Source organism: Flavobacterium sp. (assembly GCF_017744675.1).
Lineage (GTDB): Bacteria > Bacteroidota > Bacteroidia > Flavobacteriales > Flavobacteriaceae > Flavobacterium.
Genome location: NZ_JAGIAV010000002.1, coordinates 636,945 through 660,801, shown reverse-complemented (window position 1 = coordinate 660,801; position 23,857 = coordinate 636,945). Strand labels below are relative to the sequence as shown.

Below are 23,857 nucleotides of genomic sequence, written 5' to 3'. Positions count from 1 at the left end.
ATGGAAGCGGCATCCTTTTACTTTTTTCTTTAAAAAGTAAAAGATATAGCGGACAGCAGGATCAGCTCCAAATTCTTCAAACTCCATTTAGGGAAAAGGAATAAATTTTAATAACTTTATTTATGAAAAACACTTTTATAGTTTTGTTTTGCTCGCTTTTGTTTGTGAGCTGCAAACAGGAAATAAAACCAGCAGATATTGCTAAATTAAATGGCTATTGGGAAATTGAAAAAGTGGTTTTTGAGAAAGGTGAGGAGAAGGAGTATAAAATGAATGAGACTTTTGATTTCTTTCAGATTAAGAACAATAAAGGGGTTCGAACGAAAGTGATGCCGCAGTTTGATGGTACGTTTTTAACAACGGATACTTTTGAGAATGTTTCGGTTCGTTTTGCTGAAGGACACACTTTCTTAGATTATAAAACGAAATATGCAAAATGGAGTGAAGAAATTATTTCGCTTTCTGATGACAAATTGGTGGTTAAAAATCCGCAAAAAATAGAATATCATTATAAAAAAGCTGGACCAGTAAATCTTTTGAACGATGGCGAAAAGACTAAATAACGAAAGTACTATTAGTGCTGTTTTACAGCAGATTATCCAAGTGAATAAATTACAGCCAGGTATGGATCAAATTGATGTTCGCGATGCTTGGAAAAATCTTATGGGTAGTGGTGTGAATACCTATACGCGAAATGTGGTGCTGAAAGGCAGTACGCTTTATGTGGAATTAGGATCGTCTGTTCTACGTGAAGAACTAACTCACGGAAAGTATAAAATTGTAAAAATGATTAATGAAGAACTAGGGCGCGAAGTCGTGAAAGACGTGGTTTTGCGGTAGTTTTATTTAGTAAGATTATTTTTAAAAATAAATAACACTTCTATTGTGAAGTGTTTTTTTTTGCGATACATTTGGGCGTTATTTTTTGTAAGTAACATCTTTTTAATAACCCAAAAACAATTAAAAAACAATGAAAAAAATTTTACTAATTTTAACGGCATTATTTGCTTTAACTAGTTCTGCGCAAAAGAAAAAAGTAGCTGTTGTTTCTTTCTACACAGATAAAACAATTGATCTATCTGAGCTTGGTTTAAATACTCTGGCTGCTATAACTGATTTAGGAAATAATCCGAATTTTAACTTATTACCAATATTAGAGAAATATCATACTGCTTTCTTTAATGATTATTCTAAAAAATTCCCATTTGATCTAATCCCTGAAAACGAAGTAACTCAAAAACAAGAATATATTGATTATGTTCCGCACTTTAACAAAGAAGGAGAAGCTGGAAAATATATTATCAATTACCCTGGATACAAATATATTTATGAAGGTATTAATGGTTCTGCAAATGAAGTAGCAACAGCTACTATGTTTAAAGATAATGCTGACGGTGTTCTGTTTACCGAAATTCATTTTGCAGTTGTAAAAGGATTTGCAGTTGGTGGTACTGGAACCATTAAAATGAAAGCTTATGCAAGAATTGCTTTGTATGATAAAAACGGGAAAAAGTTATTTGCTTTTAACGAAGGAGCAACCTCTAAGAAAACTGGAACAATTGTAGGAGGAATTCCTGTTTTATCTTTTGATAAAGTATTGCCAATGTGCGAAAGTGCACTAGATGAACTTCTGAAAGATTTGGATGGAAAAATCGAGAAAATGGTAAAAAAGACAGCTGATACTCTGTAATTGATTTATCTGAAAAAAGAAAAAACCGCTTCAATTTAGAAGCGGTTTTTTTGTATGATTATAATTCTTATTAGAACTGTTCTCTCACAGCAAAGTGGAATGCACTTTCGATAGCAGCGTTTTCGTCGCTGTCAGATCCGTGAACTGCATTTTCTCCGATAGAAGTAGCATATGCTTTGCGAATAGTTCCTTCAGCAGCTTCAGCTGGGTTTGTAGCTCCAATTAAAGTTCTGAAGTCCTCTACTGCGTTATCTTTTTCTAAAATAGCAGCAACAATTGGTCCGCGAGACATAAATTCAACTAATTCTCCGTAGAAAGGTCTTTCTGCGTGAACTGCGTAAAATGCTTTTGCATCAGCTACAGTTAATTGAGTTAATTTTAATGAAACGATTTTGAAACCACCATTAGTAATCATTGCTAAGATATTCCCGATGTGTCCGTTTGCAACAGCATCTGGTTTAATCATTGTAAAAGTTCTATTTGTTGCCATTTTATATTTTATTAAATTTTGTGCAAAAGTATACTTTTTTTATCAATTGATTTTAATAAATTCATAATTAAAACATGTTGAAAGGGTGTTTTGAACAAGAAAAGCAATTTTAAACCATATAAGTAATATAAGTTCATTTAAAAAATGCCGAACAGAGCTGAGCTGTATAGCTAAATGAACTTATATTACTTATATGGTGGAAAAAAAATTATACTTTAAAAATTAATTTGTTTCTGTAGAATATCCATAGTATAAATGTCCAGATTGCAACGTATGTCAAGGCGCCTGCGAGAGAAGCTGTCATGGCATTGCTAAAGAATGGTGCGATTCCGAAACGGTACAGATAATTTAAAAGGTTGATTTGTTCTCCAGAAAGCAATGGATGCTGAAAACGAATCATGATTAAAGCTTGAGGTATAATTTGTGAAGCAAAAAAAACAATCATTGGATTTACTCCCCAAATAACAAATAGTTTAAAACCTTTTTTATATTCCTTGATGTCAATTATGTAATATAAAGCGGTTAGGCATACTATTGCCAATCCTGTTGTGTATAAAACATAACTGCTTGTCCAAATTGATTTATTGATAGGGAAAACTAAATCCCAGATTAGTCCAAAAAAGATAAGCGAAGTACCTATCATTCCCATTCTCTGCGCTTTTTGAATTTTGGTAACAGTAAGCAATAAAATTTGCCCAATGAATAAACCGATTATTCCGTTTACAATTGATGGTAAAGTGCTTAGAATTCCTTCAGGATCCCAAGTGTTGGTTTCGTGGTACATATGCCCTTTTAATAGAACACTGTCAACCCAAGCGGCTAAATTGGTACCTCTTTGTAAGTTGGCTTCTCCAATTCCTGGAACTGGAATTAAAGTCATAACGGCCCAATATCCTAAAAGTAGAACAGCACCTGTAATAATTTGAGTTTTTCTAGATGTCTTTAGGTATAAAAGGGAAACTACAAAATAAACTACCGCAATACGTTGTAAAACTCCTGGAAGTCTAACGTCTTGATAGCTTTCGAACCCGCCATAAGCCAAAATGAGATAAATGGCTAATATACCAAATGCTAAAATGTTTTTTAGTCGGGTGCTAAAATTGCCCATTAAAGCATAACCAACAGCAAAAGTGATAATTAACCTTCCAATAAGAAGCGGAATGCCGTCTAAGCCAAAAAGCTGAATTTTGCCAAAGAAATTGAAGAAAATTCCCAAACAAAGCATTCTTAACGAACGAATCAGAATTTTGTTGAATGTAGTTTCATCATAGGTTTTCTCAGGCATCGCTAGCGGTACGGCAACTCCCATTATAAATATAAAAAACGGAAATACAAGGTCGGTTGGTGTACAGCCATTCCAATGTGCATGTAAAAGCGGCGGATAAACATTTCCCCAATCACCGGGATTGTTTACAATAGTCATTAATAGAATTGTCAGTCCGCGAAAGACATCAAGCGAAATTAGGCGTTCTCTTACCATTAGGTTAGTTCATTAATAGGTTATAAAATATAATTCTATTTGGTTTGAGAGAGCAATAATCTAAGAAATGAGCTGGTTATTTGTTCTTAGATTATCACTTTTAATTTCTAAAGATAATTATTTTAGATGATTATGATGTCAAAATTATGTTCTAAAGGCTTTAATTTCTGAATTAAAAGCGGAATCAATTGTTCTCCTTTTTCTAAATAAAATTCAGAAAAATTGGCTTGACGTTCCTGAAGGCTGTAATTTGGAAAGAGCTCACACTGCAAATCTGTAACACGTTGTATTTGATCTTGAAGTTTTCTTTTTTGCGCTTTTAATAAACGTTTTTCCAGATTCTCCAGACCTTTCTTTTGTTTGACTTCTTGTGCTTTTACTGCCCCAGAGAAAGATTTGTCTGTTTTTTCGGCCAATTCAAAAAGGTAAGCAAATTGTTTGTCAAGCGCTTCTCTTTGAGGAGTCAGATCTATTGGGAATGGAGAAAGTTTATGTGTAATCGCATTAACTAAATTTTCTGATTTACTAAATAAATCTTTCCAAGTTAAATTTAAATTATCTGCTTTTTTAATTTGTTTTTCGGTTGCTAAAAGAACTGAATTTCGAATTAATAGTATTGGGAAAGTAATGTTTACTGCCTCAAAGAAAGCTTTTAGTTCCAACCAATAAGCAATTTCTCCGCCTCCGCCAATATAGCAAAGATTTGGAAGAATAATTTCCTGATAAAGTGGACGCATAATCACGTTTGGACTGAATTTTTCTGGATGGCTTTCTAATAATTTGAAAATTTCATCTTTAGAAAATGAGATTTTGGTGTTGTTGACCACATATTTGTCATTTTCGAAAATGATTCTTTCGCGCAGTTTATCTTCAATATAAAATAAATTGATCTCACGCGGATTTACCTGAACGGTATAATCTGCAAGTGCTTCAATAGATTTTTGAACTTCTTTAAACGAAGTTTGATTTTCTAATTCTTCTTTTACGAATGGAATAAAAGCGCGTTTTAAATCGGCATCATCAGCATCGATAATGACCAAACCGTAGCTTGCAAAAAGGGCATTGGCTAAATAGCGAGTTGCATCGGCTAGATTTGAGTGTTTTAGATAAGCATCTTCGAAAAGCTTTTTCAGTGCATTTGCATTAGTACTTGAACCCAATTCTTGAGAATAGACTTCAAATAAATCTTCTAGGCCTTCAGTTGAAAGTCTTCCTACTGGCCCAGTGCTTTCCGCATTCCAGCGGATTTTTTTTCCTTTAAAATTAAAATAATTAATTTCTTCAAAATCGTGATCCTCTGTAGCCATCCAATAAACGGGAACAAAATTGTATGAAGGATATTTCGATTTTAATTCTTTAGTTAAATTAATTGTAGAAATGATTTTATATAAAAAATACAAAGGTCCGCTAAAAAGATTTAGCTGATGTCCCGTTGTAATGGTGAACGTATTTTCGAGTGCTAATAGCGAGATATTTTGTTTGGTTAAATCTGAAGCTTCAATGTTTTGATATTGCTTTTGTAGAGTTTGAACCAAGGCAGTTCGGTTGGTATGATCAAAATTCGCTGATTTGTCAGCAATTTGTTTTTCGAAATTTTCTAAGGTTGGAAAATGGTTGTACAGCGGTTTTAATTCTGGTTTTTGATCTAAGTAATCTTGCATTAATTTAGAGAAATATCCAGAAGATTGAAAGCTGATACAGTCGGTAGGCATAATTTTAAATTTATTTTTGACAGCTGTAAATTTAATGAAAATATACAGTTAAAAACGCTTTTAACGAATGCTTAAGATTTGATTTTTGATTTTTGTTTTAAAGCGCCTAAAATCAAGTTTTTAAAATAGATTAAATAGCATTAGGTTTTAAATGAAAAATACAGTGAATTTGTTAAAAAACGATAAGTGTTTTAAAAGTAATTCTTCTAATGATGAATTATTAATAATGAAACTATATTTTTGTAATCAAAAAAAAGTTATATCTATTTTACATGAAAACTAACCCCAATAAAAAGAACTCTCTAAAACACGTTCTTTTTGGAAGCCTTATTGGCACCACGATCGAATTTTTTGATTTCTATATTTATGCCAATGCTGCCGTATTGGTTTTTCCACAATTATTTTTTCCAAGTTCAGATTCGACAATGGCGACATTAGAATCTTTAGCCACTTTTTCGATTGCCTTTTTATCGCGTCCTTTAGGTTCTGCATTTTTTGGGCATTATGGAGATAAGATTGGACGCAAGTTTACGCTTGTAGCTGCTTTATTAACCATGGGAATTTCGACAGTAACAATTGGATTCTTGCCAAGTTATGCCAGTATTGGTGTTGCGGCGCCTTTGTTATTAATGCTTTGCCGATTCGGACAAGGTGTTGGTTTAGGAGGGGAATGGGGAGGGGCTGTTCTATTAGCTATAGAAAATGCACCGCCCAATAAACGTGCTTGGTACGGAATGTTTCCGCAGTTGGGTGCTCCAATTGGGTTATTGCTTTCGGGCGGAACTTTTCTGTTGTTGACCGATTCTATGAGTAATGAAGATTTTATGAGATATGGTTGGAGAATTCCTTTTATTGCTAGTGCGCTTTTGGTAATAGTTGGTTTTTATATTCGAACTAAAATCACAGAAACGCCATCATTTGAAGAGGCTAAGAAACATGAAGTGGAAGTAAAAGTGCCATTTTTAGAGTTAGTGAAATCATACAAAAATCAATTAATCTTCGGGACATTTGCCGCAATCACGACATTCTTGGTTTTCTATTTAATGACTGTCTTTACTTTAAGCTGGGCAACTTCAGATTTAGGAATTGTAAAACGAGACGGATTATTGATTCAGTTATTCTCCGTATTGTTTTTCGCTCTTTTTATTCCGATTTCAGCTGTTGTGGCAGATAAAATCGGTCGTCGTAAAATGCTTATTGCAGCAACTGCAGCTATTGCAGTTTTCGGATTTTTCTTTTCGTATTTTTTAAGTTCTGAAAATATTACTCAAATTGCCATCTTTGCCTGCATCGGAATGTCTTTGATGGGCTTCACTTACGGACCGTTAGGAACTTTCTTGTCTGAATTGTTTCCAACCAATGTTCGTTATTCTGGAGCTTCTTTGACCTTTAATATGGCAGGAATTCTGGGAGCGGCTTTTGCGCCAATGATTGCAATTTGGCTAGCTAAAACCTACGATGTGAGTTATGTAGGTTATTATTTAATTGCTGCTGCTTTAATATCTTTAGTTTCGTTTTTAGTAATTAGCAAGGACGAGCATAAGTTCTAAGAATTTTTTAAGCAAAAATATTATTAAAAAGTCCGCGAGGTAAATTTACTTTGCGGACTTTCTTTATCGTTTAAGAGAAAAGTGGCCTCTATATTCTGTTCCATTTATTCTGGTAACCATAAACCAATAATCTGATGCTGGTTCCTGATTGCCAAGATAAGTTCCGTTCCAAGAGGTATTTAGTGCCAATTCTTTAATTAATTTTCCGTAACGGTTGAATATTCTAATAGACGAATTTGGAGCTAGATAATCAGGCTCGATTGTCCAAGTATCATTAAAACCATCACCATTTGGAGTAAAGAATTTTGGATACGGAAGTTCATTTACCAAATTAATACAATCTTTAGAAGTTGCTTCTAAAATATTTATGGTGATTGGAATCCTGTCACTTTCGCAAGTGCTTACTGTCTGAGAAGCATAATACGTGATTCCATTTTCAAGCAAAGTAGATTCTGATAAAGTGTTTGTCGCAGAAGAACTTTCATACCATTTGATGTTCTGGCCACTAATTTCAATAGCACTAATTTTTGCATTTTTCTGAATGCAGAATTGTTGTGGAGAATCTGCACTTGGAATTGGAGTGTCTTGTATTTTTACAGTAATTGATAATCTTTCGCTTTCGCAATTGTTTAAAGTTTGCGAAGCATAATACGTTCCAGTATGTAATAAATCGGTTTCTTGTAAAATATTCCCATTTACTGTAGCATCATACCATTTAAGAACACTTCCAATTATTCTTAAATCCTCAATTGTTGCAAGTTCATCAATGCAAAATTGTTGATTATTATTTCCAGTTGGTAATGGAGTATTATAAACATGAACTAAAATTGGTATTCTATCGCTTTCACATCCAATAGTTTGAGAAACATAATAAGTTCTATTATTTTCTAATAAAGTGGTATTGGGTAAAACAGAGGCAGAAAAATAAGTATCGAACCACTTTATATTTTGTCCTGTGATCTGAATGTCATTAAGAGTTTTATTTTCTTTTTTACAGAATGATTGTTCTGGAGTGCCAGTTGGAACAGAAGGAGTATTCACAATTGAAACTGTAACTCCAAATCTTGGACTCTCACAATCATTTATGGTTTGAGAAGCGTAATAAGTTTTGCCGTCTTGTAGCGCTGTAGTTTCAGGTAATAAAGACCCGTTTGTTGGAGCGTTGTACCATTTTATAGAAGTTCCTGTAATTTCAATATTGGCAATTGTCGGATTTTGTCCGTTGCAAAAGGGTTGGTTTGCGTTCGCAGTTGGAACCAAAGTATTTTGAATATTAATTAAAACAGCTGCTCTTTCGCTTTCACATCCGTTTACAGTTTGAGACGCATAATAAGTTACTCCATTTTGAAGTGGAGTTGTGTTAGATAAAAGTGTTCCAGCTGTTTGTGCGTCGTACCATTTTATATTTTGTCCAGTAATTTGAACGTTGGCTAATGTTGCATTTTGTCGGATGCAAAAAGTTTGTTGAGTATTAGCAGTTGGATTTTGCGATTTACTAATGATAATTAGCTTAAAATCTTTCTCTACAAAACAAGAAGGATTTGTTTTGAAATAACTTTTTACAGTTATAATCTCTTCATTTTTTGCAGTATTGGTGTAAGGGTTTGGCAACGGACTTGGTAAAGAGACTCCGTTTTGATTAGTATATTCTACAATTAAATCCGATTGATTTCCTATTACGGTTGCTTGTATGCCAGAAGTATTAAAAGAATTTGAAATACCAGATCCAGAATTTGCTTCGCAAGAATAAATAGGATTTAGTGTAAAGTCATTAGGGCTATTGGTAATCGTGATTTCCTTAGTTATGGTTTGGGTTTCACTCCCGCATTTTATTGTCGCAGAAACATTGAATGTTCCTATAGCGGTAAATTGATGCTGAGGATTGTTTATTGTTGCGGTATTGTTTGCGTTTGAATTTGGGTCATCAAAATTCCATAGTATTGAATCAAATGTGCCTTTAACATTAAAATCTACCGCTTTATTAAAACAAGTGTTTTCTGCTAATATTTCACCTTTACTAGCTGGAGATGTACTAGCCTTAAGCTTATAAAGTAATCCATTTGACTCGTTATTTCCGCTATTGCCATAAATAACAGAATTATTAATTATTAAGGGCTCACTTTGAAAATTTGAGGTTAAAAACAAATCATTTTTGTCAAATCTAATTGGTCCCGCCGCATCAAGAGATAGAGTATTAGCATAATGATTTGTACCAGCTGATTTTAAAATGTACTCTGGTTCAAAATTATCTAAATTCATTTTAAAGAGTACGAGATCTTCACCCCAATACCTTGATGTAATAGTTGCATTGGGAAAAATCATTGTATTGGAGAAACTGGTAAAAACAAATAATTCATTGCCTTTTCCAGCCATATATGCTTTATTTAAACTACTTGGTCGAAGATTGGCTTCTCCTGGATATTCAAGCATTGAATTGTTGTTAATTTGTTTAAATCTTTGCAAATTTCCGTTAGAAGGATCAAATTCTGTCAAAATGGATTGTGTTACATCATTTCTTGGGGAATTTGTATTAAATATATTTCCCAAAACATTTACATCTCGATCAAAACAGCCCCATAGATATAGTTTGTCATTTATTGGGTTATAATATAATATAGTTGGTCTATAAACGGTTTTATTAAGGATATTACCATTGTTAGAAATTTCTTTACTCCATACCATCTCTAAATTTGAATTGACTTTGAAAATAGTGGAAGTTACATAGTTTAAGCCAATTGTACCGAAATAGATATTTCCATTTTTATCGATTTCAGAAGTTTTAAGGGCTTCAGAACCAGATCCATATTTTTTAGCATCAATTAGGTTCCCTCCAACATCAAATTTTGCAACAAAAGCTCGTCCATAATAAGCATTATCACTTAATAAGATTTGATTATTGATATTGATAGAATTATTAAATGAGCCAGTGACATAAATGTAGCCATCATTGTAGTAAACATTTTTTGCTAAGTTGTTTATAGTGCCAATTTTACGATTCCATAAAACATTTCCGCTTGGAGACAGTTTATAAAGTGTAACGCCAAAATAAAAGTCTAAACCATCAAGAACAAAAGGTTCTCTTCCATAGTTGTAATTCCCTCCTAAAAGTTCTTTTACTAAAACGTACGAATTTCCTTGATCATCAACACAGAAATAATCGGCAAGTGTATAACTAGGAAATTCTTTTTTCCAAAGAAGATTACAATTTAAATCATATTTGTAAAGCCCTGGTCTGTCAGTTCTATTGGCGCCGGAAAGATGTGTTCCTATAGTTACGAACACGGCATTGTCTGTTTTTTCTAAATCAAAAACCGCACCTCCAATCCAGCCAGCATAAACTTTTGCGCAATCAAAACATTGACTTTGCATTAAGAAGGAGTAAAAAAGAAAAAAGAAAAGTAATTTTTGTTTCATAAAAGAAAATTAAGCCATTTCAAATGTAATTAAATATCTATAAATCCAAATTAAAAAGTCAGAAGTCAGACGAACAAAATCTTTTCAAGAAAAAGTCGCCAATATCCTGTATTTTTGCAAAAAAATAATTCCCTTTTGAAAACGAAACTTTTTGTAATTACGCCGCCCTTTACTCAACTGAATACACCGTATCCGGCAACGGCGTATATAAAAGGTTTTCTGAACACTAAAAGTATCGAATCGGTTCAGGCTGATTTGGGTATTGATGTGATTTTGGAATTGTTTTCGAAAAAAGGACTTATTGATTTGTTTCAGGTTTGCTCCGCCAATTCGGCCTCCAGCCTCGGGTCAAGTTTAATGTTTCAAGTTGATGCTGAAATCTCAGATAATTCTAAGCGTATTTTTGCTTTACAGGATGAATATATTAAAACAATTGATTCTGTAATTCAGTTTCTTCAAGGAAAAAATCCAACTTTGGCTTTACAAATTTGTCAGGAAGATTTTCTGCCAGAAGCTTCTCGTTTTGCACAATTGGAAGAATTGGATTGGGCTTTTGGAACAATGGGAACTCAAGACAAAGCAAAACACTTGGCAACTTTGTATCTGGAAGATATTTCAGATTTTATAGTAGAATGTGTCGATGAAAATTTTGGCTTTAGCCGATATGCCGAACGTTTAGGAAGAAGTGCCAATTCGTTTGATGAATTGTACGAAGCTTTACAGCAAGAACCAACCTATATCGATTCGATTTTAATTTCGCTTTTAAAAGCTAAAATTGAAGCTGTAAAACCTACTTTGTTTTTAATTTCTGTTCCTTTTCCAGGGAATTTATATAGCGCTTTTAGATGTGCACAATGGGTAAAACAAAATCATCCAGAAATTAAAATTTCGATGGGTGGAGGTTTTCCAAATACTGAATTACGTTCACTTTCAGATAAACGTGTTTTTGAGTTTTTTGATTTTATCACTTTAGATGACGGAGAAGTTCCAATTGAAGAGTTAATTTTTCATTTAGAAAATCCAGATTCAAATTCTTTTAAAAGGACTTTTTTATTAAAAAATGGAGAGGTGGTTTACAAAAACAATTCTTTAAAACACGATTATAAACAATCGCAGGTTGGAACTCCAGATTATTCAGATTTGCCTTTGGATAAATATATTTCGGTAATCGAAATTGTAAATCCGATGCATCGAATGTGGAGCGACGGAAGATGGAACAAACTCACCATGGCGCATGGCTGTTATTGGGGAAAATGCACTTTCTGTGATATTTCTTTAGACTATATAAAAGTGTATGAACCTGTTGCAGCAAGTTTGCTTTGTGACCGAATGGAAGAATTGATCGAAAAAACAGGTCAAAACGGATTCCATTTTGTGGATGAAGCCGCTCCTCCAGCTTTAATGCGTGCCGTAGCACTTGAAATTTTAAAAAGAAAACTCGCTGTAACGTGGTGGACGAATATTCGTTTTGAAAAAAGCTTTTCAAAAGATTTGTGCATTTTACTGAAAGCTTCTGGCTGTATTGCAGTTTCTGGTGGTTTAGAAGTAGCTTCGGATCGATTGTTGAAATTAATCGACAAAGGTGTTACAGTAGAACAGGTGGCAAAAGTGACCCGAAATTTTACTGAAGCCGGAATTATGGTTCATGCGTATTTAATGTACGGATATCCAACGCAAACTATTCAAGAAACGGTTGACAGCTTGGAAATGGTTCGCCAGCTGTTTGAAGCTGGAGTTTTACAATCTGGTTTTTGGCATCAATTTGCTTTAACGGCTCACAGTCAGGTTGGATTGTATCCTGAGCAATTTGGCGTGACGAAAAAAACAGAAGCGATTGGAACTTTTGCGAATAATGATATCGAATATACTGATGCTACAGGAATCAATCATGATAAATTTAGTTTTGGATTAAAGAAATCGCTTTTCAATTTCATGCACGGAATCTGTTTTGATTACGAGTTGCAAGATTGGTTTGATTTTAAGATTCCGAAAACCAAAATTCATCCCGATTTTATTTTTAATGCCTTACAAGAACAAAACGATTTCAACACAAAACCAAATGCAAAAGTGGTTTGGCTTGGCGGAAAACCTTCTGTATCGATTTTTACGAAATCTAAAAAAGGAAGAAGCTGGGAAATGATGTCGCTTACTTTTCATGACAAAAAAGAAAGCTTCGATATTCAAACCAGTAAAGAAGAAGGCGAGTGGCTGGTGTCTATTTTATCGAAAATAGCCGTTTCGGGTTCTAAAAGTTATACTTTTCAGGAAGTTAAAAATGATTTTGAGACTTCACTAGAAGATTTCGAATTGTTTTGGTATTCTAAACCCGTAAATACCTTGAGAGAATTTGGTTTATTGGTTTTATAAATTAATATTCCAGACATTCTCCATCATTCGGAATTGCGGTTTTGCTTAAAAGATTATTATCTGCAAGAGCTGTTCTTAATTGTAATCTTGTGGTTGGGCAATGATTCAAAGCTTCTAAATGATTAGCGAGAACTTTTCCTGGAGCTAAAGCTGTAAACTTCAAAATGTCATCCATTCGCATTAATAGCGGTTGTCCGATATCTAATCTTGCCGTACCGCAGGCAACAACCGAAATGTCGGGTTTAAGTTGGGTTAAAACTTTTTCGACATGTTCTGTAAAAATAGTGTCAGAACTAATATAAACCGATTTTTGATCGGCTAGTTCAATAAGAAATCCCATTACATTTCCCATCAATTTGGCAATGAAACCGTAACCGTGAATAGCAGGAATTCCAGTAATTTTTCCATCTAAAAACTTTTGAGGTTCCCAATATTCCAGAGTCTGAATTACGCTAAGTCCTCTTTGAACCAATGCTTTTTCATCTTTAGAACTGCAAATAACAGGAATGCTTTTTCGTCTTAAAAAAACCTCGCCCGCTTTATCGATATGATCAGGATGCAAATGTGTAATCAAACAATACGTAACGCGACTTAAAATGTCACGACTGTTTTTTGGCAAAGCTACCAAAGGGTTTCGTTTCGGTTTATATCTGAAAATAGTAAAAGGCGGAATTGTTTTTCTTTTACCTAACATCGGGTCAACTAAAATGACATGCTTTTCTGTTTCAATTACCAAGGAGGCATTTCGCAAATGATGTAATTTCATATCCAAGAAAATTAGATATTAAAAATACAAAGTTTTTCGAAAAACAGCTTACAGATTTTTCTTTATTTTTAACAGAATTGTGATTTACCCAATCGAAAACCGAAACCCAATACCATGCAGGTTTTCAATCGAAATACCTTGTTCATTGGCTAAGATTTTGCGCAGACGCGAAATAAAAACGTCCAAACTTCTTCCCATAAAATAGTCATCTGTTCCCCATAGAGACGTAAGAATCTGTTCTCTTTTCAAAACAGAATTTTTATGATCTAAAAAAAGTTTCAATAATTCGGCCTCACGCTGAGTCAATCCAACTTTTTCTTCGTCATTAAAAAGAATGAAATTTTTGGTGTCAAACTGATATTTTCCTACTTCATAAATTGTTTTTACTGGCGGAATATTTTTTTGCGAACGCTTTAAGAAGATTTCAATTTTCAGCAGTAATTCTTCAATGCTAAAAGGTTTTACCAAATAATCATCGGCACCAAGACGCAGACCTTTAATACGGTCTTCTTTTAAAGTTTTAGCCGAAAGGAAAATAATTGGAACATTGATATCAATTTTTCGAACGGCTTCAGCAAGTTCAAAACCATCCATTTTGGGCATCATAATATCAAAAATACAGATGTCAAATTCTTCTTCCTCAAAAATTTTCAGTGCCGATTTCCCATCAGAACAATGAATGACCTCATAGTTATTTTGCTCCAAATTGTCTTTGGTTAAAAACGCAAGGGTTTCGTCGTCTTCGGCATATAGTATTTTGAAGTTTTTCATTTTTTGTTAGGAATTGATAAAGTTATAGTGACACCTTTTTCGCTATTATTTTCGGCTTTTATTTTCCAGTTTTGCAAACTGCAAATTTCTTTTACATAGTATAAACCAAGTCCAAATCCATTCACCTCATTACTTTTTTCATTTTGAACTCTATAAAACTTATCAAAGATAAAAGATATTTTTTTAGGATTAATTCCGATTCCGTTATCAATAAATTCTAGTTTTAAACAATTTTTTTCTTCTTTGAATTTAATAGTAATCTCAGGTTTTTCATTACAGTATTTCACTGCATTATCCAGTAAATTATACACTAAATTGCCAAAATGAAAAATATCTGTTTCTAGTAAATATTCTTTTGAAACCGTTTCAATTTTAATAGAAGCTTCAGGATATTTCAATTTGATGTTTTCGATTGCTTCTTCAATAATCGGAACAATCAAAATGCTTTCTTTTTTGAGTTCTAAAGGAGCGTAATCGGCTTTTGCAATATTTAAAATCTTCTCGATATGACCGTTTAGTTTGTTTCCTTGATTGATAATAATATCGGTGTAAGTATAGAGTTTCTTGTCTTCTTTTATCGGTTTTTGTTCAATTAAGTATTTCGAAGCAATAAGAATTGAAGCAAGAGGCGTTTTAAACTCATGCGTCATATTATTAATGAAATCACGCTGCAACTCTGAATATTTTTTATGCTGTAAAAGCGTAAAAATCGAATAAACGTAAATAAGCAGAATAAGAATCAATGCTGTTGAAAGAATAAACCAAAATCGCATTGAACTGAATAGATAAGTAGTTTCATTTGGAAAACGAACCGCAAAATAATAAACCAGATTTTTATGTTTCGGAAAGTAAACCGTCTTTTTGCATTCTGATTTTTTCTTCGAAAGCGAAATATAATCGCCATAAATCATTTCGTCGCTTTGGCAGTTGTACATCGCATATTCGAAATCGGTCGTGATGTTCATTTTTTTGAATTCCGTTTTTAGATAAAATTCTAAAATATCAGGCTCAAATTCGTTATCGACATTTACAATATAATAGTCGTTTGCAATTTTCTGTACAGGATTCTGAACTGGCAATTCGTGATTTGTTCCCTCATATAATTTTTTAGCCACTTCAAGTAAAGCAATATGCGCCTTTTGGCTCAGTTTTTTTTGTTCAATTGTAAAAGCCTCTTTTGTCCAAAGCAATTGTGCGACCAAAATACTAATGATGGCCACCAACCCTAAGATAATGATGCTGTTGAGTTTATTAATTTTCAAGAATAAAGAATTTTGAGAGTGTAATATTAATCAATTTTAGCCTGAAAATAAGCGATTAACAAGTCATTAACAAACGTTTGAAAGCGCTTAACAGCGATTTGATTTTGTCTGAATTACCTTTGTAATATCAAAATGAACTATAAACCATTTTAAATATATCAGTTATGAAAATGATCAAAATTTCAATGTTAGCTTTGGCGTTAGGCCTAATGTCTTTTTCGGCAATTGCGCCAGTACAATCTCTAGTTTCAGAAACTGAAATTTCAGGAACTGCGGCTTCTACAATTGCTTGGAAAGCAGAAACAATTGATGTGGGACAAATTCCGCAAGGAACTCCAAAAGCAATTGTTTACGAATTTAAAAATACAGGAAAAACTGCTGTAGTAATTACAAACGTTCAAGGATCTTGCGGATGCACGGCAACAGATTACACAAAAGAGCCAATTCAGGCAGGAAAATCTGGAAAAGTTACTGCAACTTATAACGCTGCAAACAAAGGCGCTTTTACAAAAACAGTTACTGTGACAACTAGTGCAGAAACAACTCCGAAAGTGCTTACTTTAAAAGGTACGGTTATTTAAGAAATTTTAATAGGTTGGTTATATGGCGAAAGCTCCAGACATGTAAATTGTTTGGAGCTTTTATTTTTTATTAATCGTTTAAGCTTCAAAAAAATAAGGATTAAGATTTATTGACGAGTCCTTTGTTTTAATAGAATTTTTTCTACTTTTATTCAAAAATTTTGAGATATGAAAATTTGGTATACGCCTATTATTGCAGTTGTTTTGTTGAGTGTTTTTTCGTGTAATTCGAAAGCCGATAAGAAAGAAGAGAGTTCGATAAAGAAAGTCGAAAAAATTCCAGAACTAAAACTTACAATTGACAGTTCACGCATTGCAAAGTTTTATGAAGCTTATCCAAAACTGGATAAATTTAAAAGCGATGTAACTTCTTTGTATCTAAAAAACAAATCAACTCAATTATGGCAAGATAATAGAGGTGTAGTTGAATTTGGAAACACCTTATTTAATCAATACAAAAATTTGGGTCAGGAAGGATTAAAAGCAAATTATCCCTATAAAGAAGAATTAAACTCGGTTTTTGAAAATAATCCAACTAAAAAATTATCAAAAGAAGATACAGATTTGCTGCTATCGAATTTGTATTACTATTATGCCGAAAAAGTATATGCAGGTTTTGATGAAAAAACCAGTATTTCTTTGGAATGGCTTTTGCCTCGTAAAAAATTCAATTACCAAGTGCTTTCTGATTCGATTTTTAAGAAATCAACCATTTTGGATGATAAGAAAAAAAAGATGTTCAGCCAGTATTACAAGCTTCGCGATGCTCTGAAAGAGTATAGAGAAATTGAGAAAAATGGAGGATGGAAAACTATTGAAACGGGCGAAGATTATAAAGCAATAAAAGTTGGAGATTCATCAGATGTTGTTTCCCAGATTAGAGAAAGGCTTTTTGTAACCAAAGATCTTAAAGAAGACAATAAAAGTGCGGTTTGCGATACCACTTTAATAAAAGCGATGAAGAACTATGAAGTTCGCCACGGCTATTATCCTAAAAATACCATTTTATTAGAGCATATAAAAGACTTGAACATTCCAGTTTCGGAACGCATCAAAACCATTATTGTTAATATGGAACGTTGCCGTTGGATTGATCCTGAATTGGAAAAAGGCCAAAAATATATTGAAGTAAATATTCCGGAATTTAAACTGTATATAGTTGAAGATGGTAAAATTGCATTTATATCTCCAGTTGTGGTAGGGAAAGCGATGACAAAAACGGTTATTTTCAGCGGAATGATGAGTAATATTGTCTTTAGTCCGTATTGGAATGTGCCAACGAGTATTATTAATTCGGAGATTAAACCTGGAATGGCGAGAGATAAAAATTATCTGCAAAAGAAAAATCTGGAGTGGAATAATGGCGCTGTTCGTCAGCTTCCTGGAAAAAATAACTCTTTAGGTTTAGTGAAGTTTTTATTCCCGAATTCAAGCAATATTTACCTGCATGATACGCCATCAAAAAGTTTGTTTGAAAGAGACAGTCGAGCTTTCAGCCATGGTTGTGTTCGCGTAGCAAAACCTCGTGAATTGGCAATCGAATTATTAAAAGTGGATCCAGCATGGAATCCAGAAAGAATTGATAAAGCCATGCACGCAGGAAAAGAAAGCTGGTACACGCTTAAGAAAAAAGTTCCTGTTTATATTGGCTATTTTACCGCTTGGGTAGATCGTCAAGGCAATCTGAATTTTTACAAAGATATTTACGGAAGAGATGAAAGTCTAATCAAATTATTGACAGAGGAATAAAAAAAATTAAATACCAACTTTAAATTCCAAATTCCAAAATTGGGTTTAAATTTTAAGTTGCCACTAATTGCACAAATTTCCTCGAATTACAATTTTGTAATTTGTGTTAATTTGTGAAATTTGTGGCTAAAAAATAAATTCGTGAATTCGTGGCTAAAAAAACTTATTCCGATAAAACATCCACACATTTATAAAAGCGTTTGGTATAATGTTCTGTATCAAGTGCCGTTATGGTTACTTGCTGTGCTTTTCCTGACGAAGCATGAATAAACTTAGACTGCATTCCGTTGGCTTCACAGATAATTCCAACGTGGCCAACAACATTTCTGTTTTTATATCCGTAGAAAACCAAAACATCACCCACTTTAAACTCTTCTGGTTTTAAAGTCTTGCCAATATTTTTATAACCGCTTGAACTTCGCGGAAGCATCATTCCATAATTTTTAAATACATAACTCACAAAACCCGAACAGTCAAAACCTTTTTGCGGATTACTGCTTGCATATACATACGGAATGCCTAAATGCTTTTTTGCAAAAGCTATAAGAGAATCACGATTGATTTCAGTTTGAATCTTAGGACTTTGAACTAGAGTATTTTTATCCTTTTTTAAATTAAAAGAAGAAAGTAAGATAACGGCAGATAGAAAAATAAAAAATTGAGGCTTCATTTTGTATAAAAGTTGTTGCATTGATAGATAAAAACGGCAAATTAAGCATTTCAAAGCAATACCATTTGTTGCGCTTGTAAGAATTAACGTTAAGAAACCAAAAAATGATGTGTTTATGTGGTGTTTTTTTATTACATTTTGACATTTTAGTATCTTTTTAGATAATCTCTTTCCAATATATTTGTGAATCGTATTTAGATTTTAACAAATAAATTATGTTTCCCAAAAAAATAGCACTTTTAATTACATTTTTGCTGATTTCGGCTTTTTCGAACTCGCAAACTCTAAATTCAAATAAAACTTTCCTGTATCAAGGCCGGGTTGATCGACTTTCAAATGATAATGTCATTTTGATTGGAACTGCTTCTTCTGTTTCTTTCAACTTTACAGGAAAAGAATGTTCGATTTCTCTTCAAAGTGTAGATCCACATCATAATTATGTCCAGTTGGTTTTAGACGGAAAGTATATTGGAAAAATTAGAATTGAAAAAGGCGGTGTGCAATTTTTTCCTATAAAGATTACTTCCAATCAAAAAGAACATCATTTAGAAATCTATAAAAATACAGAAGCGCAAAGTGGGAATGTTTTATTTGCGGGAACAACAGCAAAACTAACTTCAATTTCGTTTAAAACGAAAAAGAAAATCGAATTTATTGGCGATTCAATTACTAGCGGAGCAGCAAGCGACGGTTCTGATATTCCTTGTGATAAAGGAGAATATTACGATCATCATAATGGTTACTATGCTTACGGGCCAACACTCTCAAGAGCAATCGAAGCCGATTATTTAATGAGTTGTGTTTCTGGAATTGGAATGTACAGAAACTGGAATGACGAGCATAAAGACGAAGCAATAATGCCAGACGTATATCAGAATTTGTATTTAACGAAAGAGGCTTCAAAACCTAGATACGATTTTGCTTTTCAGCCCAATATTATCAGCATTGCTTTAGGTACAAATGACTTTTCTGGCGGAGACGGAAAGAAAGAACGACTTCCATTTGATCCTGAAAAATATGTTTCGAATTACATCAATTTTATAAAGATGTTGTACGAACATAATCCGAAAGTTCAAATAGTAATAACAAATAGCCCAATGGTAAATGGCGAAAGAGCAGTCGTTTTTGAAGACTGTCTGAATAAAGTTAAAAACGCTTTCGCGAATGATAAAGCGCACAAACCGATTCAGATTTTCAAGTTCAAACCCATGACTCCAAATGGATGCATAGGACATCCAGATGTGGCCGATCAGAAAGTTTTGACAGACGAATATGCACCATTTTTAAAGAAGCTGCTAAATGAAAAATAATATCTATAAGTTTGTTTTCTTTTTATTGATTTCCAGTTCTATGATGGCAAACGTTTCGCTCCCGAATATTTTTAGTGACAATATGGTTTTACAGCGTAACTCTGAAGTGAAAATTTGGGGTTGGGCAAATCCAAAAGAAGAAATTAAACTGGTTTCCAGTTGGAACAATCAGGAATATAAAACTGTTGCCAATAATCAGGCGAAATGGGAATTAACGATTAAAACTCCAGAAGCGGGTGGACCTTTTACAATTTCTATAAAAGGCTACAACGAAGTGATTTTAAAAAATATTCTAATTGGTGAAGTCTGGCTTTGTTCAGGACAATCGAATATGGAAATGTCGGTAAGCTGGGGAATTGATAACGGGGAAGAAGAGATGAAGAACGCGACAAATCCTAATATTCGTTTTTTTACCGTTCCAAAATTAACGGCGGAAAGTCCGCAGAATAATTTGCTTGGAAGTTGGACCGAATCGACTCCAGAAACCATGAAATATTTTAGCGCAGTGGGTTATTTTTTTGCTAAACGCCTTCGCGAAGATTTGAAAAATGTTCCAATCGGCTTGATTTCTTCCAATTGGGGCGGAACTCCTGCGGAAATATGGATGCCAGAAGAAGTGGTAAATAATGATCCGCTTCTTTTAGAAAATGCAAAAAAACTCAACGAACAAGAATACGGACCAAGACAACCTGGACGCGCTTACAATGCCATGATTTATCCAATTGTGGGATTTAAAATTGCAGGAACGCTTTGGTATCAGGGAGAATCTAATGTGGGTTCTTTGGTTTACGATAAAACTCTTGGAGCGTTAATTACGTCTTGGCGAAAAGAGTGGAAGGACAATTTTCCGTTTTATTATGTTCAGATTGCTCCATTCAAAACAGGTTCGAATAATTTCTCCAACGTAACAGTCCGAAATTCGCAGAGAAAATTACTAAAAGAAGTTTCGAAAACAGGAATGGTCGTGATTAGCGATATTTCGGATACGATTGATATTCATCCAAAAAATAAAAAATCAGTTGGAATTCGTTTGGCGAATTTGGCTTTGGCTGAAACGTATAAAACCAATTCTAATTTGGTAAATGGTCCCTTGTTTAAAGATATAAAAATCGAAAAAAACAAAGCAATCGTTTCTTTTGACTATGCTGACGGACTTTATTTTAAAGACAAAAAATCGAATCAATTTGAAGTTGCTGGAGTCGATGGAGTTTTTGTTCCTGCCGAAGCTTCGATACAAAACAATCAGGTGATTTTGACAAGTAAAAAAGTTGTAAATCCAGCAAAAGTAAGGTTTGCATGGGGAAATACAATTCAGTCAGATTTGTTTAATAAAGCGAATTTGCCTGCTTCTTGTTTTACGAGTGAATTTTAGATTTTAGAGGGTAGATTTTAGCCACTTTGTAAGACTGAGCGAAGTCGAAACCCGCAATGCATAATTTGAATCTCGCAGAGGCGCAGAGGCGCAAAGTTTTTAAAACTTAGAATCTTAGCATCTCAGGACCTTAGAATCTTCGAAAAAGAACTAACTAAACCATCATGAAAAATAAAAAAATAATTACTGTTGGGATTTTGTCCCTATTTACTGTTGGAAATATGAGTGCACAAAAAAAGCCGTATCTGGATAAAAATAAAACTGTTGAACAACGCATTGATTTGCTTTTACCCTTAATGACCTTGGAGGAAAAAGTAGGACAGATGAACCAATACAATGGTTTTTGGGATGTTACAGGGCCTGCGCCAAAAGGCGGGACAGCCGAATTAAAATACGAACATTTGAGAAAAGGCTTGGTCGGTTCGATGCTAACAGTTCGTGGCGTTAAAGAAGTGCGTGCCGTGCAGAAAATTGCAGTAGAAGAAACTCGTTTGGGAATTCCATTAATTATTGGTTTTGACGTCATTCATGGCTATAAAACGTTAAGTCCAATTCCGTTGGCAGAAGCGGCAAGTTGGGATTTAGAAGCGATTAAAAAATCGGCAGCAATTGCAGCAGATGAAGCTTCGGCATCTGGAATTAACTGGACTTTTGGACCAAATGTCGATGTCGCAAACGATGCTCGTTGGGGGCGTGTGATGGAAGGTGCTGGAGAAGATCCTTATTTAGGCAGTAAAGTGGCTTATGCCCGTGTAAAAGGTTTTCAAGGAGAAACGATTGCTGATTTGGCAAAAGTAAATACGATTGCAGCTTGCGCGAAACACTTTGCAGCTTACGGTTATGTTGAAGCTGGTTTGGAATATAATATTGTAGATATCAGTAATTCTAAATTGTACAATTCGGTTTTGCCTCCTTTTGAAGCGACGGTCGAAGCCGGAGTTCGTACGTTTATGAATTCGTTTAATACCTTGAATGGCGTTCCGGCAACTGGAAATGCTTTTTTACAGAGAGATATTTTAAAAGGAAAATGGAAGTTTGACGGATTTGTAATTTCGGATTATGCTTCGATTCGTGAAATGATTGCGCACGGTTATGCTAAAGATGAAGCCGATGCCACTGGAAAAGCGGTGATTGCAGGTTCTGATATGGATATGGAATCCTATTTATATGTGGCAAAATTGGTTGATTTGGTAAAATCTGGAAAAGTAAAAGAAGCTTTGGTTGATGATGCCGTTCGCAGAATTCTTCGCGTGAAATTTGAATTGGGATTATTTGATGATCCGTATCGATATTGTGATGAAAAACGCGAAAAAGAAGTTGTGGGAAGCAAAGCCAATAATGATGGCGTTTTAGACATGGCAAAGAAATCTATTGTTTTATTGAAGAATGCTTGTCCGCCGGGGAGGAAGGAGAATTTATTGCCACTGAAAAAATCAGGACAGAAAATAGCTTTGATTGGTGCTTTGGTAAATGATAAAAATAGTCCGTTAGGAAGCTGGAGAATTGCGGCTTCTGATGATACTGCAGTTTCCGTTTTAGAAGGAATGCAGCAATATAAAGACAATCAGCTGACTTTTGAAAAAGGTGCTGATTTACTGAAACAAAAAGCAACTTTCTTAACAGAAACACTTTTCAATACAACAGATAAAAGCGGATTTGAAGCAGCGAAAAAAGCAGCAAAAAATGCCGACGTTGTCGTAATAGTTTTAGGCGAATACGGTTTCCAAAGCGGTGAGGGAAGAAGCCGCACTGATTTAAACTTACCAGGTTTGCAGCAGGAATTGTTAGAGGAAATCTACAAAGTAAATCCGAATGTGGTTTTGGTTCTGAATAATGGTCGTCCGTTGAGTATTCCGTGGGCAGCAGAAAATGTTCCTGCAATTGTAGAAGCTTGGCATTTAGGCACTCAGGCAGGAAATGCCATTGCGCAAGTTTTATACGGAGATTATAATCCGAGTGGAAAATTGCCAATGTCTTTTCCAAGAAATGTTGGGCAAGTACCAATTTATTACAATAAATACAGTACAGGAAGACCAATAGACAGTGATAAAAATGTTTTCTGGTCGCATTATATGGATGTGGAAAAAACACCTCAATTCCCTTTTGGTTTTGGATTGAGTTATACGACTTTTGATTATAAAAACTTAAAATTGAATAAAACTTCTTTTGCAAAAGGAGAAAAAGTTGAGGTGAGTGTTGAGGTTACTAATTCTGGAAATTATGAGGGGAAAGAAGTGGTTCAGTTATATATTCATGATGAATATGCAAGTATCGTTCGCCCAATTAAAGAATTAAAAGGTTTTGAATTGGTGAATCTGAAAAAAGAAGAAACTAAAACGGTGAAATTTACTTTAACAGATAAGGAACTTGGTTTTTATGATAATGAAGGGAAATATCTTGTAGAACCGGGAACTTTTAAAATAATGGTTGGAGGAAGCTCTGATAAAGGTTTGCAAAGTGGTTTTGAGATTCTTTAAGTTTCAAAGTACCATAGTAACAAAGTGACAAAGTTTTTTTTTCGCCACGAATTCACGAATTAATTGATTTATAATTCGTGAATTCGTGGCGACTTTTATTTTGCTTATTGTGATAGTAAGTGTTTATATGTCAGTATTTTATTGTAGAAAAGTGTTTTGGTCTAAGCTTTTGTCTTATCTTTGATAAACAGCCATT

The 23,857-nt window shown here is 33.9% G+C and carries 18 protein-coding genes; 10 read left to right on the top strand and 8 right to left on the bottom strand.

The genetic code is table 11. The features are described 5' to 3' along the window. Positions 1 to 122 precede the first annotated feature (122 nt). From J7574_RS08265 to J7574_RS08255, 3 genes are all read left to right on the top strand, one after another. Positions 123 to 563, top strand: coding sequence for a lipocalin family protein (locus J7574_RS08265; protein WP_290966883.1), 441 nt, complete (start codon positions 123 to 125; stop codon positions 561 to 563). Beyond that, on the top strand, positions 544 to 840 hold the full coding sequence (locus tag J7574_RS08260; RefSeq protein ID WP_095931056.1) for a DUF721 domain-containing protein: 297 nt from the start codon (positions 544 to 546) through the stop codon (positions 838 to 840). Before J7574_RS08265 ends, J7574_RS08260 begins: the two co-directional genes overlap by 20 nt. Before the next feature lie 130 nt (positions 841 to 970). Beyond that, complete coding sequence (locus J7574_RS08255) at positions 971 to 1,690, top strand: hypothetical protein (RefSeq protein WP_290966876.1); 720 nt, start codon at positions 971 to 973, stop codon at positions 1,688 to 1,690. A 70-nt stretch (positions 1,691 to 1,760) separates the two neighbouring features. Here the strand turns inward: J7574_RS08255 and J7574_RS08250 are convergent, their stop codons facing one another. The 3 genes from J7574_RS08250 to bshC form a co-directional block, all read right to left on the bottom strand. Next, positions 1,761 to 2,180 carry a nucleoside-diphosphate kinase gene (locus J7574_RS08250; RefSeq protein ID WP_290966873.1) on the bottom strand — a complete coding sequence of 140 codons (420 nt, stop codon included), beginning with the start codon at positions 2,178 to 2,180 and terminating at the stop codon, positions 1,761 to 1,763. Between the two features lie 208 nt (positions 2,181 to 2,388). After that, a complete protein-coding gene (locus tag J7574_RS08245) occupies positions 2,389 to 3,660 on the bottom strand; it encodes a DUF5009 domain-containing protein (protein WP_290966870.1) in 1,272 nt (423 codons plus the stop codon). A gap of 122 nt (positions 3,661 to 3,782) precedes the next feature. Continuing rightward, on the bottom strand, positions 3,783 to 5,372 hold the full coding sequence (gene bshC, locus J7574_RS08240) for a bacillithiol biosynthesis cysteine-adding enzyme BshC (protein WP_290966868.1): 1,590 nt from the start codon (positions 5,370 to 5,372) through the stop codon (positions 3,783 to 3,785). 272 nt (positions 5,373 to 5,644) lie between these two features. On the opposite strand from bshC, the gene J7574_RS08235 reads away from it, so the two are divergent. After that, positions 5,645 to 6,922: an MFS transporter gene (locus J7574_RS08235; RefSeq protein ID WP_290966865.1), complete on the top strand. Its 1,278-nt coding sequence runs from the start codon at positions 5,645 to 5,647 to the stop codon at positions 6,920 to 6,922. 63 nt (positions 6,923 to 6,985) lie between these two features. Here the strand turns inward: J7574_RS08235 and J7574_RS08230 are convergent, their stop codons facing one another. Further along, on the bottom strand, positions 6,986 to 10,291 hold the full coding sequence (locus J7574_RS08230) for a T9SS type B sorting domain-containing protein (protein ID WP_290966863.1): 3,306 nt from the start codon (positions 10,289 to 10,291) through the stop codon (positions 6,986 to 6,988). Between the two features lie 180 nt (positions 10,292 to 10,471). Between J7574_RS08230 and J7574_RS08225 the strand changes: the two genes are divergently transcribed. Beyond that, positions 10,472 to 12,703 carry a radical SAM protein gene (locus J7574_RS08225; protein WP_290966861.1) on the top strand — a complete coding sequence of 744 codons (2,232 nt, stop codon included), beginning with the start codon at positions 10,472 to 10,474 and terminating at the stop codon, positions 12,701 to 12,703. Position 12,704: 1 nt separating this feature from the next. Here J7574_RS08225 and J7574_RS08220 read toward each other — a convergent pair whose 3' ends face one another. From J7574_RS08220 to J7574_RS08210, 3 genes are all read right to left on the bottom strand, one after another. Further along, on the bottom strand, positions 12,705 to 13,469 hold the full coding sequence (locus tag J7574_RS08220; protein ID WP_290966858.1) for an MBL fold metallo-hydrolase: 765 nt from the start codon (positions 13,467 to 13,469) through the stop codon (positions 12,705 to 12,707). 84 nt (positions 13,470 to 13,553) lie between these two features. After that, complete coding sequence (locus J7574_RS08215; RefSeq protein WP_290966855.1) at positions 13,554 to 14,240, bottom strand: response regulator transcription factor; 687 nt, start codon at positions 14,238 to 14,240, stop codon at positions 13,554 to 13,556. Beyond that, on the bottom strand, positions 14,237 to 15,502 hold the full coding sequence (locus tag J7574_RS08210; RefSeq protein WP_290966852.1) for a sensor histidine kinase KdpD: 1,266 nt from the start codon (positions 15,500 to 15,502) through the stop codon (positions 14,237 to 14,239). The genes J7574_RS08215 and J7574_RS08210 overlap by 4 nt, the downstream gene beginning before the upstream one ends. Before the next feature lie 164 nt (positions 15,503 to 15,666). Between J7574_RS08210 and J7574_RS08205 the strand changes: the two genes are divergently transcribed. Then, a complete protein-coding gene (locus J7574_RS08205; RefSeq protein WP_281633603.1) occupies positions 15,667 to 16,083 on the top strand; it encodes a DUF1573 domain-containing protein in 417 nt (138 codons plus the stop codon). A gap of 168 nt (positions 16,084 to 16,251) precedes the next feature. Continuing rightward, positions 16,252 to 17,832, top strand: a complete 1,581-nt coding sequence (locus tag J7574_RS08200) for a L,D-transpeptidase family protein (protein WP_290966845.1) — start codon at positions 16,252 to 16,254, stop codon at positions 17,830 to 17,832. A 163-nt stretch (positions 17,833 to 17,995) separates the two neighbouring features. On the opposite strand, the gene J7574_RS08195 is transcribed toward J7574_RS08200, so the two are convergent. Further along, complete coding sequence (locus J7574_RS08195; RefSeq protein WP_290966843.1) at positions 17,996 to 18,502, bottom strand: C40 family peptidase; 507 nt, start codon at positions 18,500 to 18,502, stop codon at positions 17,996 to 17,998. A gap of 215 nt (positions 18,503 to 18,717) precedes the next feature. On the opposite strand from J7574_RS08195, the gene J7574_RS08190 reads away from it, so the two are divergent. The 3 genes from J7574_RS08190 to bglX all read left to right on the top strand — a co-directional run bounded on the left by J7574_RS08190 (position 18,718) and on the right by bglX (position 23,661). Beyond that, positions 18,718 to 19,812, top strand: a complete 1,095-nt coding sequence (locus J7574_RS08190; protein ID WP_290966840.1) for an SGNH/GDSL hydrolase family protein — start codon at positions 18,718 to 18,720, stop codon at positions 19,810 to 19,812. Then, positions 19,802 to 21,184 (top strand): sialate O-acetylesterase, encoded by a 1,383-nt coding sequence (locus J7574_RS08185; RefSeq protein ID WP_290966837.1) that lies wholly within the window; start codon positions 19,802 to 19,804, stop codon positions 21,182 to 21,184. Before J7574_RS08190 ends, J7574_RS08185 begins: the two co-directional genes overlap by 11 nt. A gap of 164 nt (positions 21,185 to 21,348) precedes the next feature. Continuing rightward, the gene (bglX, locus tag J7574_RS08180; RefSeq protein ID WP_290966836.1) at positions 21,349 to 23,661 is read left to right on the top strand and encodes a beta-glucosidase BglX; all 2,313 of its coding nucleotides are present in this window, start codon (positions 21,349 to 21,351) and stop codon (positions 23,659 to 23,661) included. The last annotated feature ends 196 nt before the right edge of the window (positions 23,662 to 23,857 follow it).

Excerpts from the sequence above, each read along its gene's own strand:
- J7574_RS08245 (WP_290966870.1), bottom strand. The coding sequence starts at position 3,660 with ATGGTAAGAGAACGCCTAATTTCGCTTGATGTCTTTCGCGGACTGACA.
- J7574_RS08230 (WP_290966863.1), bottom strand. The coding sequence starts at position 10,291 with ATGCAAAGTCAATGTTTTGATTGCGCAAAAGTTTATGCTGGCTGGATT.
- J7574_RS08265 (WP_290966883.1), top strand. The coding sequence starts at position 123 with ATGAAAAACACTTTTATAGTTTTGTTTTGCTCGCTTTTGTTTGTGAGC.
- J7574_RS08190 (WP_290966840.1), top strand. The coding sequence starts at position 18,718 with ATGTTTCCCAAAAAAATAGCACTTTTAATTACATTTTTGCTGATTTCG.
- J7574_RS08195 (WP_290966843.1), bottom strand. The coding sequence starts at position 18,502 with ATGAAGCCTCAATTTTTTATTTTTCTATCTGCCGTTATCTTACTTTCT.
- J7574_RS08215 (WP_290966855.1), bottom strand. The coding sequence starts at position 14,240 with ATGAAAAACTTCAAAATACTATATGCCGAAGACGACGAAACCCTTGCG.
- J7574_RS08185 (WP_290966837.1), top strand. The coding sequence starts at position 19,802 with ATGAAAAATAATATCTATAAGTTTGTTTTCTTTTTATTGATTTCCAGT.
- J7574_RS08205 (WP_281633603.1), top strand. The coding sequence starts at position 15,667 with ATGAAAATGATCAAAATTTCAATGTTAGCTTTGGCGTTAGGCCTAATG.
- J7574_RS08260 (WP_095931056.1), top strand. The coding sequence starts at position 544 with ATGGCGAAAAGACTAAATAACGAAAGTACTATTAGTGCTGTTTTACAG.
- J7574_RS08200 (WP_290966845.1), top strand. The coding sequence starts at position 16,252 with ATGAAAATTTGGTATACGCCTATTATTGCAGTTGTTTTGTTGAGTGTT.
- bshC (WP_290966868.1), bottom strand. The coding sequence starts at position 5,372 with ATGCCTACCGACTGTATCAGCTTTCAATCTTCTGGATATTTCTCTAAA.
- J7574_RS08235 (WP_290966865.1), top strand. The coding sequence starts at position 5,645 with ATGAAAACTAACCCCAATAAAAAGAACTCTCTAAAACACGTTCTTTTT.
- J7574_RS08250 (WP_290966873.1), bottom strand. The coding sequence starts at position 2,180 with ATGGCAACAAATAGAACTTTTACAATGATTAAACCAGATGCTGTTGCA.
- J7574_RS08220 (WP_290966858.1), bottom strand. The coding sequence starts at position 13,469 with ATGAAATTACATCATTTGCGAAATGCCTCCTTGGTAATTGAAACAGAA.
- bglX (WP_290966836.1), top strand. The coding sequence starts at position 21,349 with ATGAAAAATAAAAAAATAATTACTGTTGGGATTTTGTCCCTATTTACT.
- J7574_RS08255 (WP_290966876.1), top strand. The coding sequence starts at position 971 with ATGAAAAAAATTTTACTAATTTTAACGGCATTATTTGCTTTAACTAGT.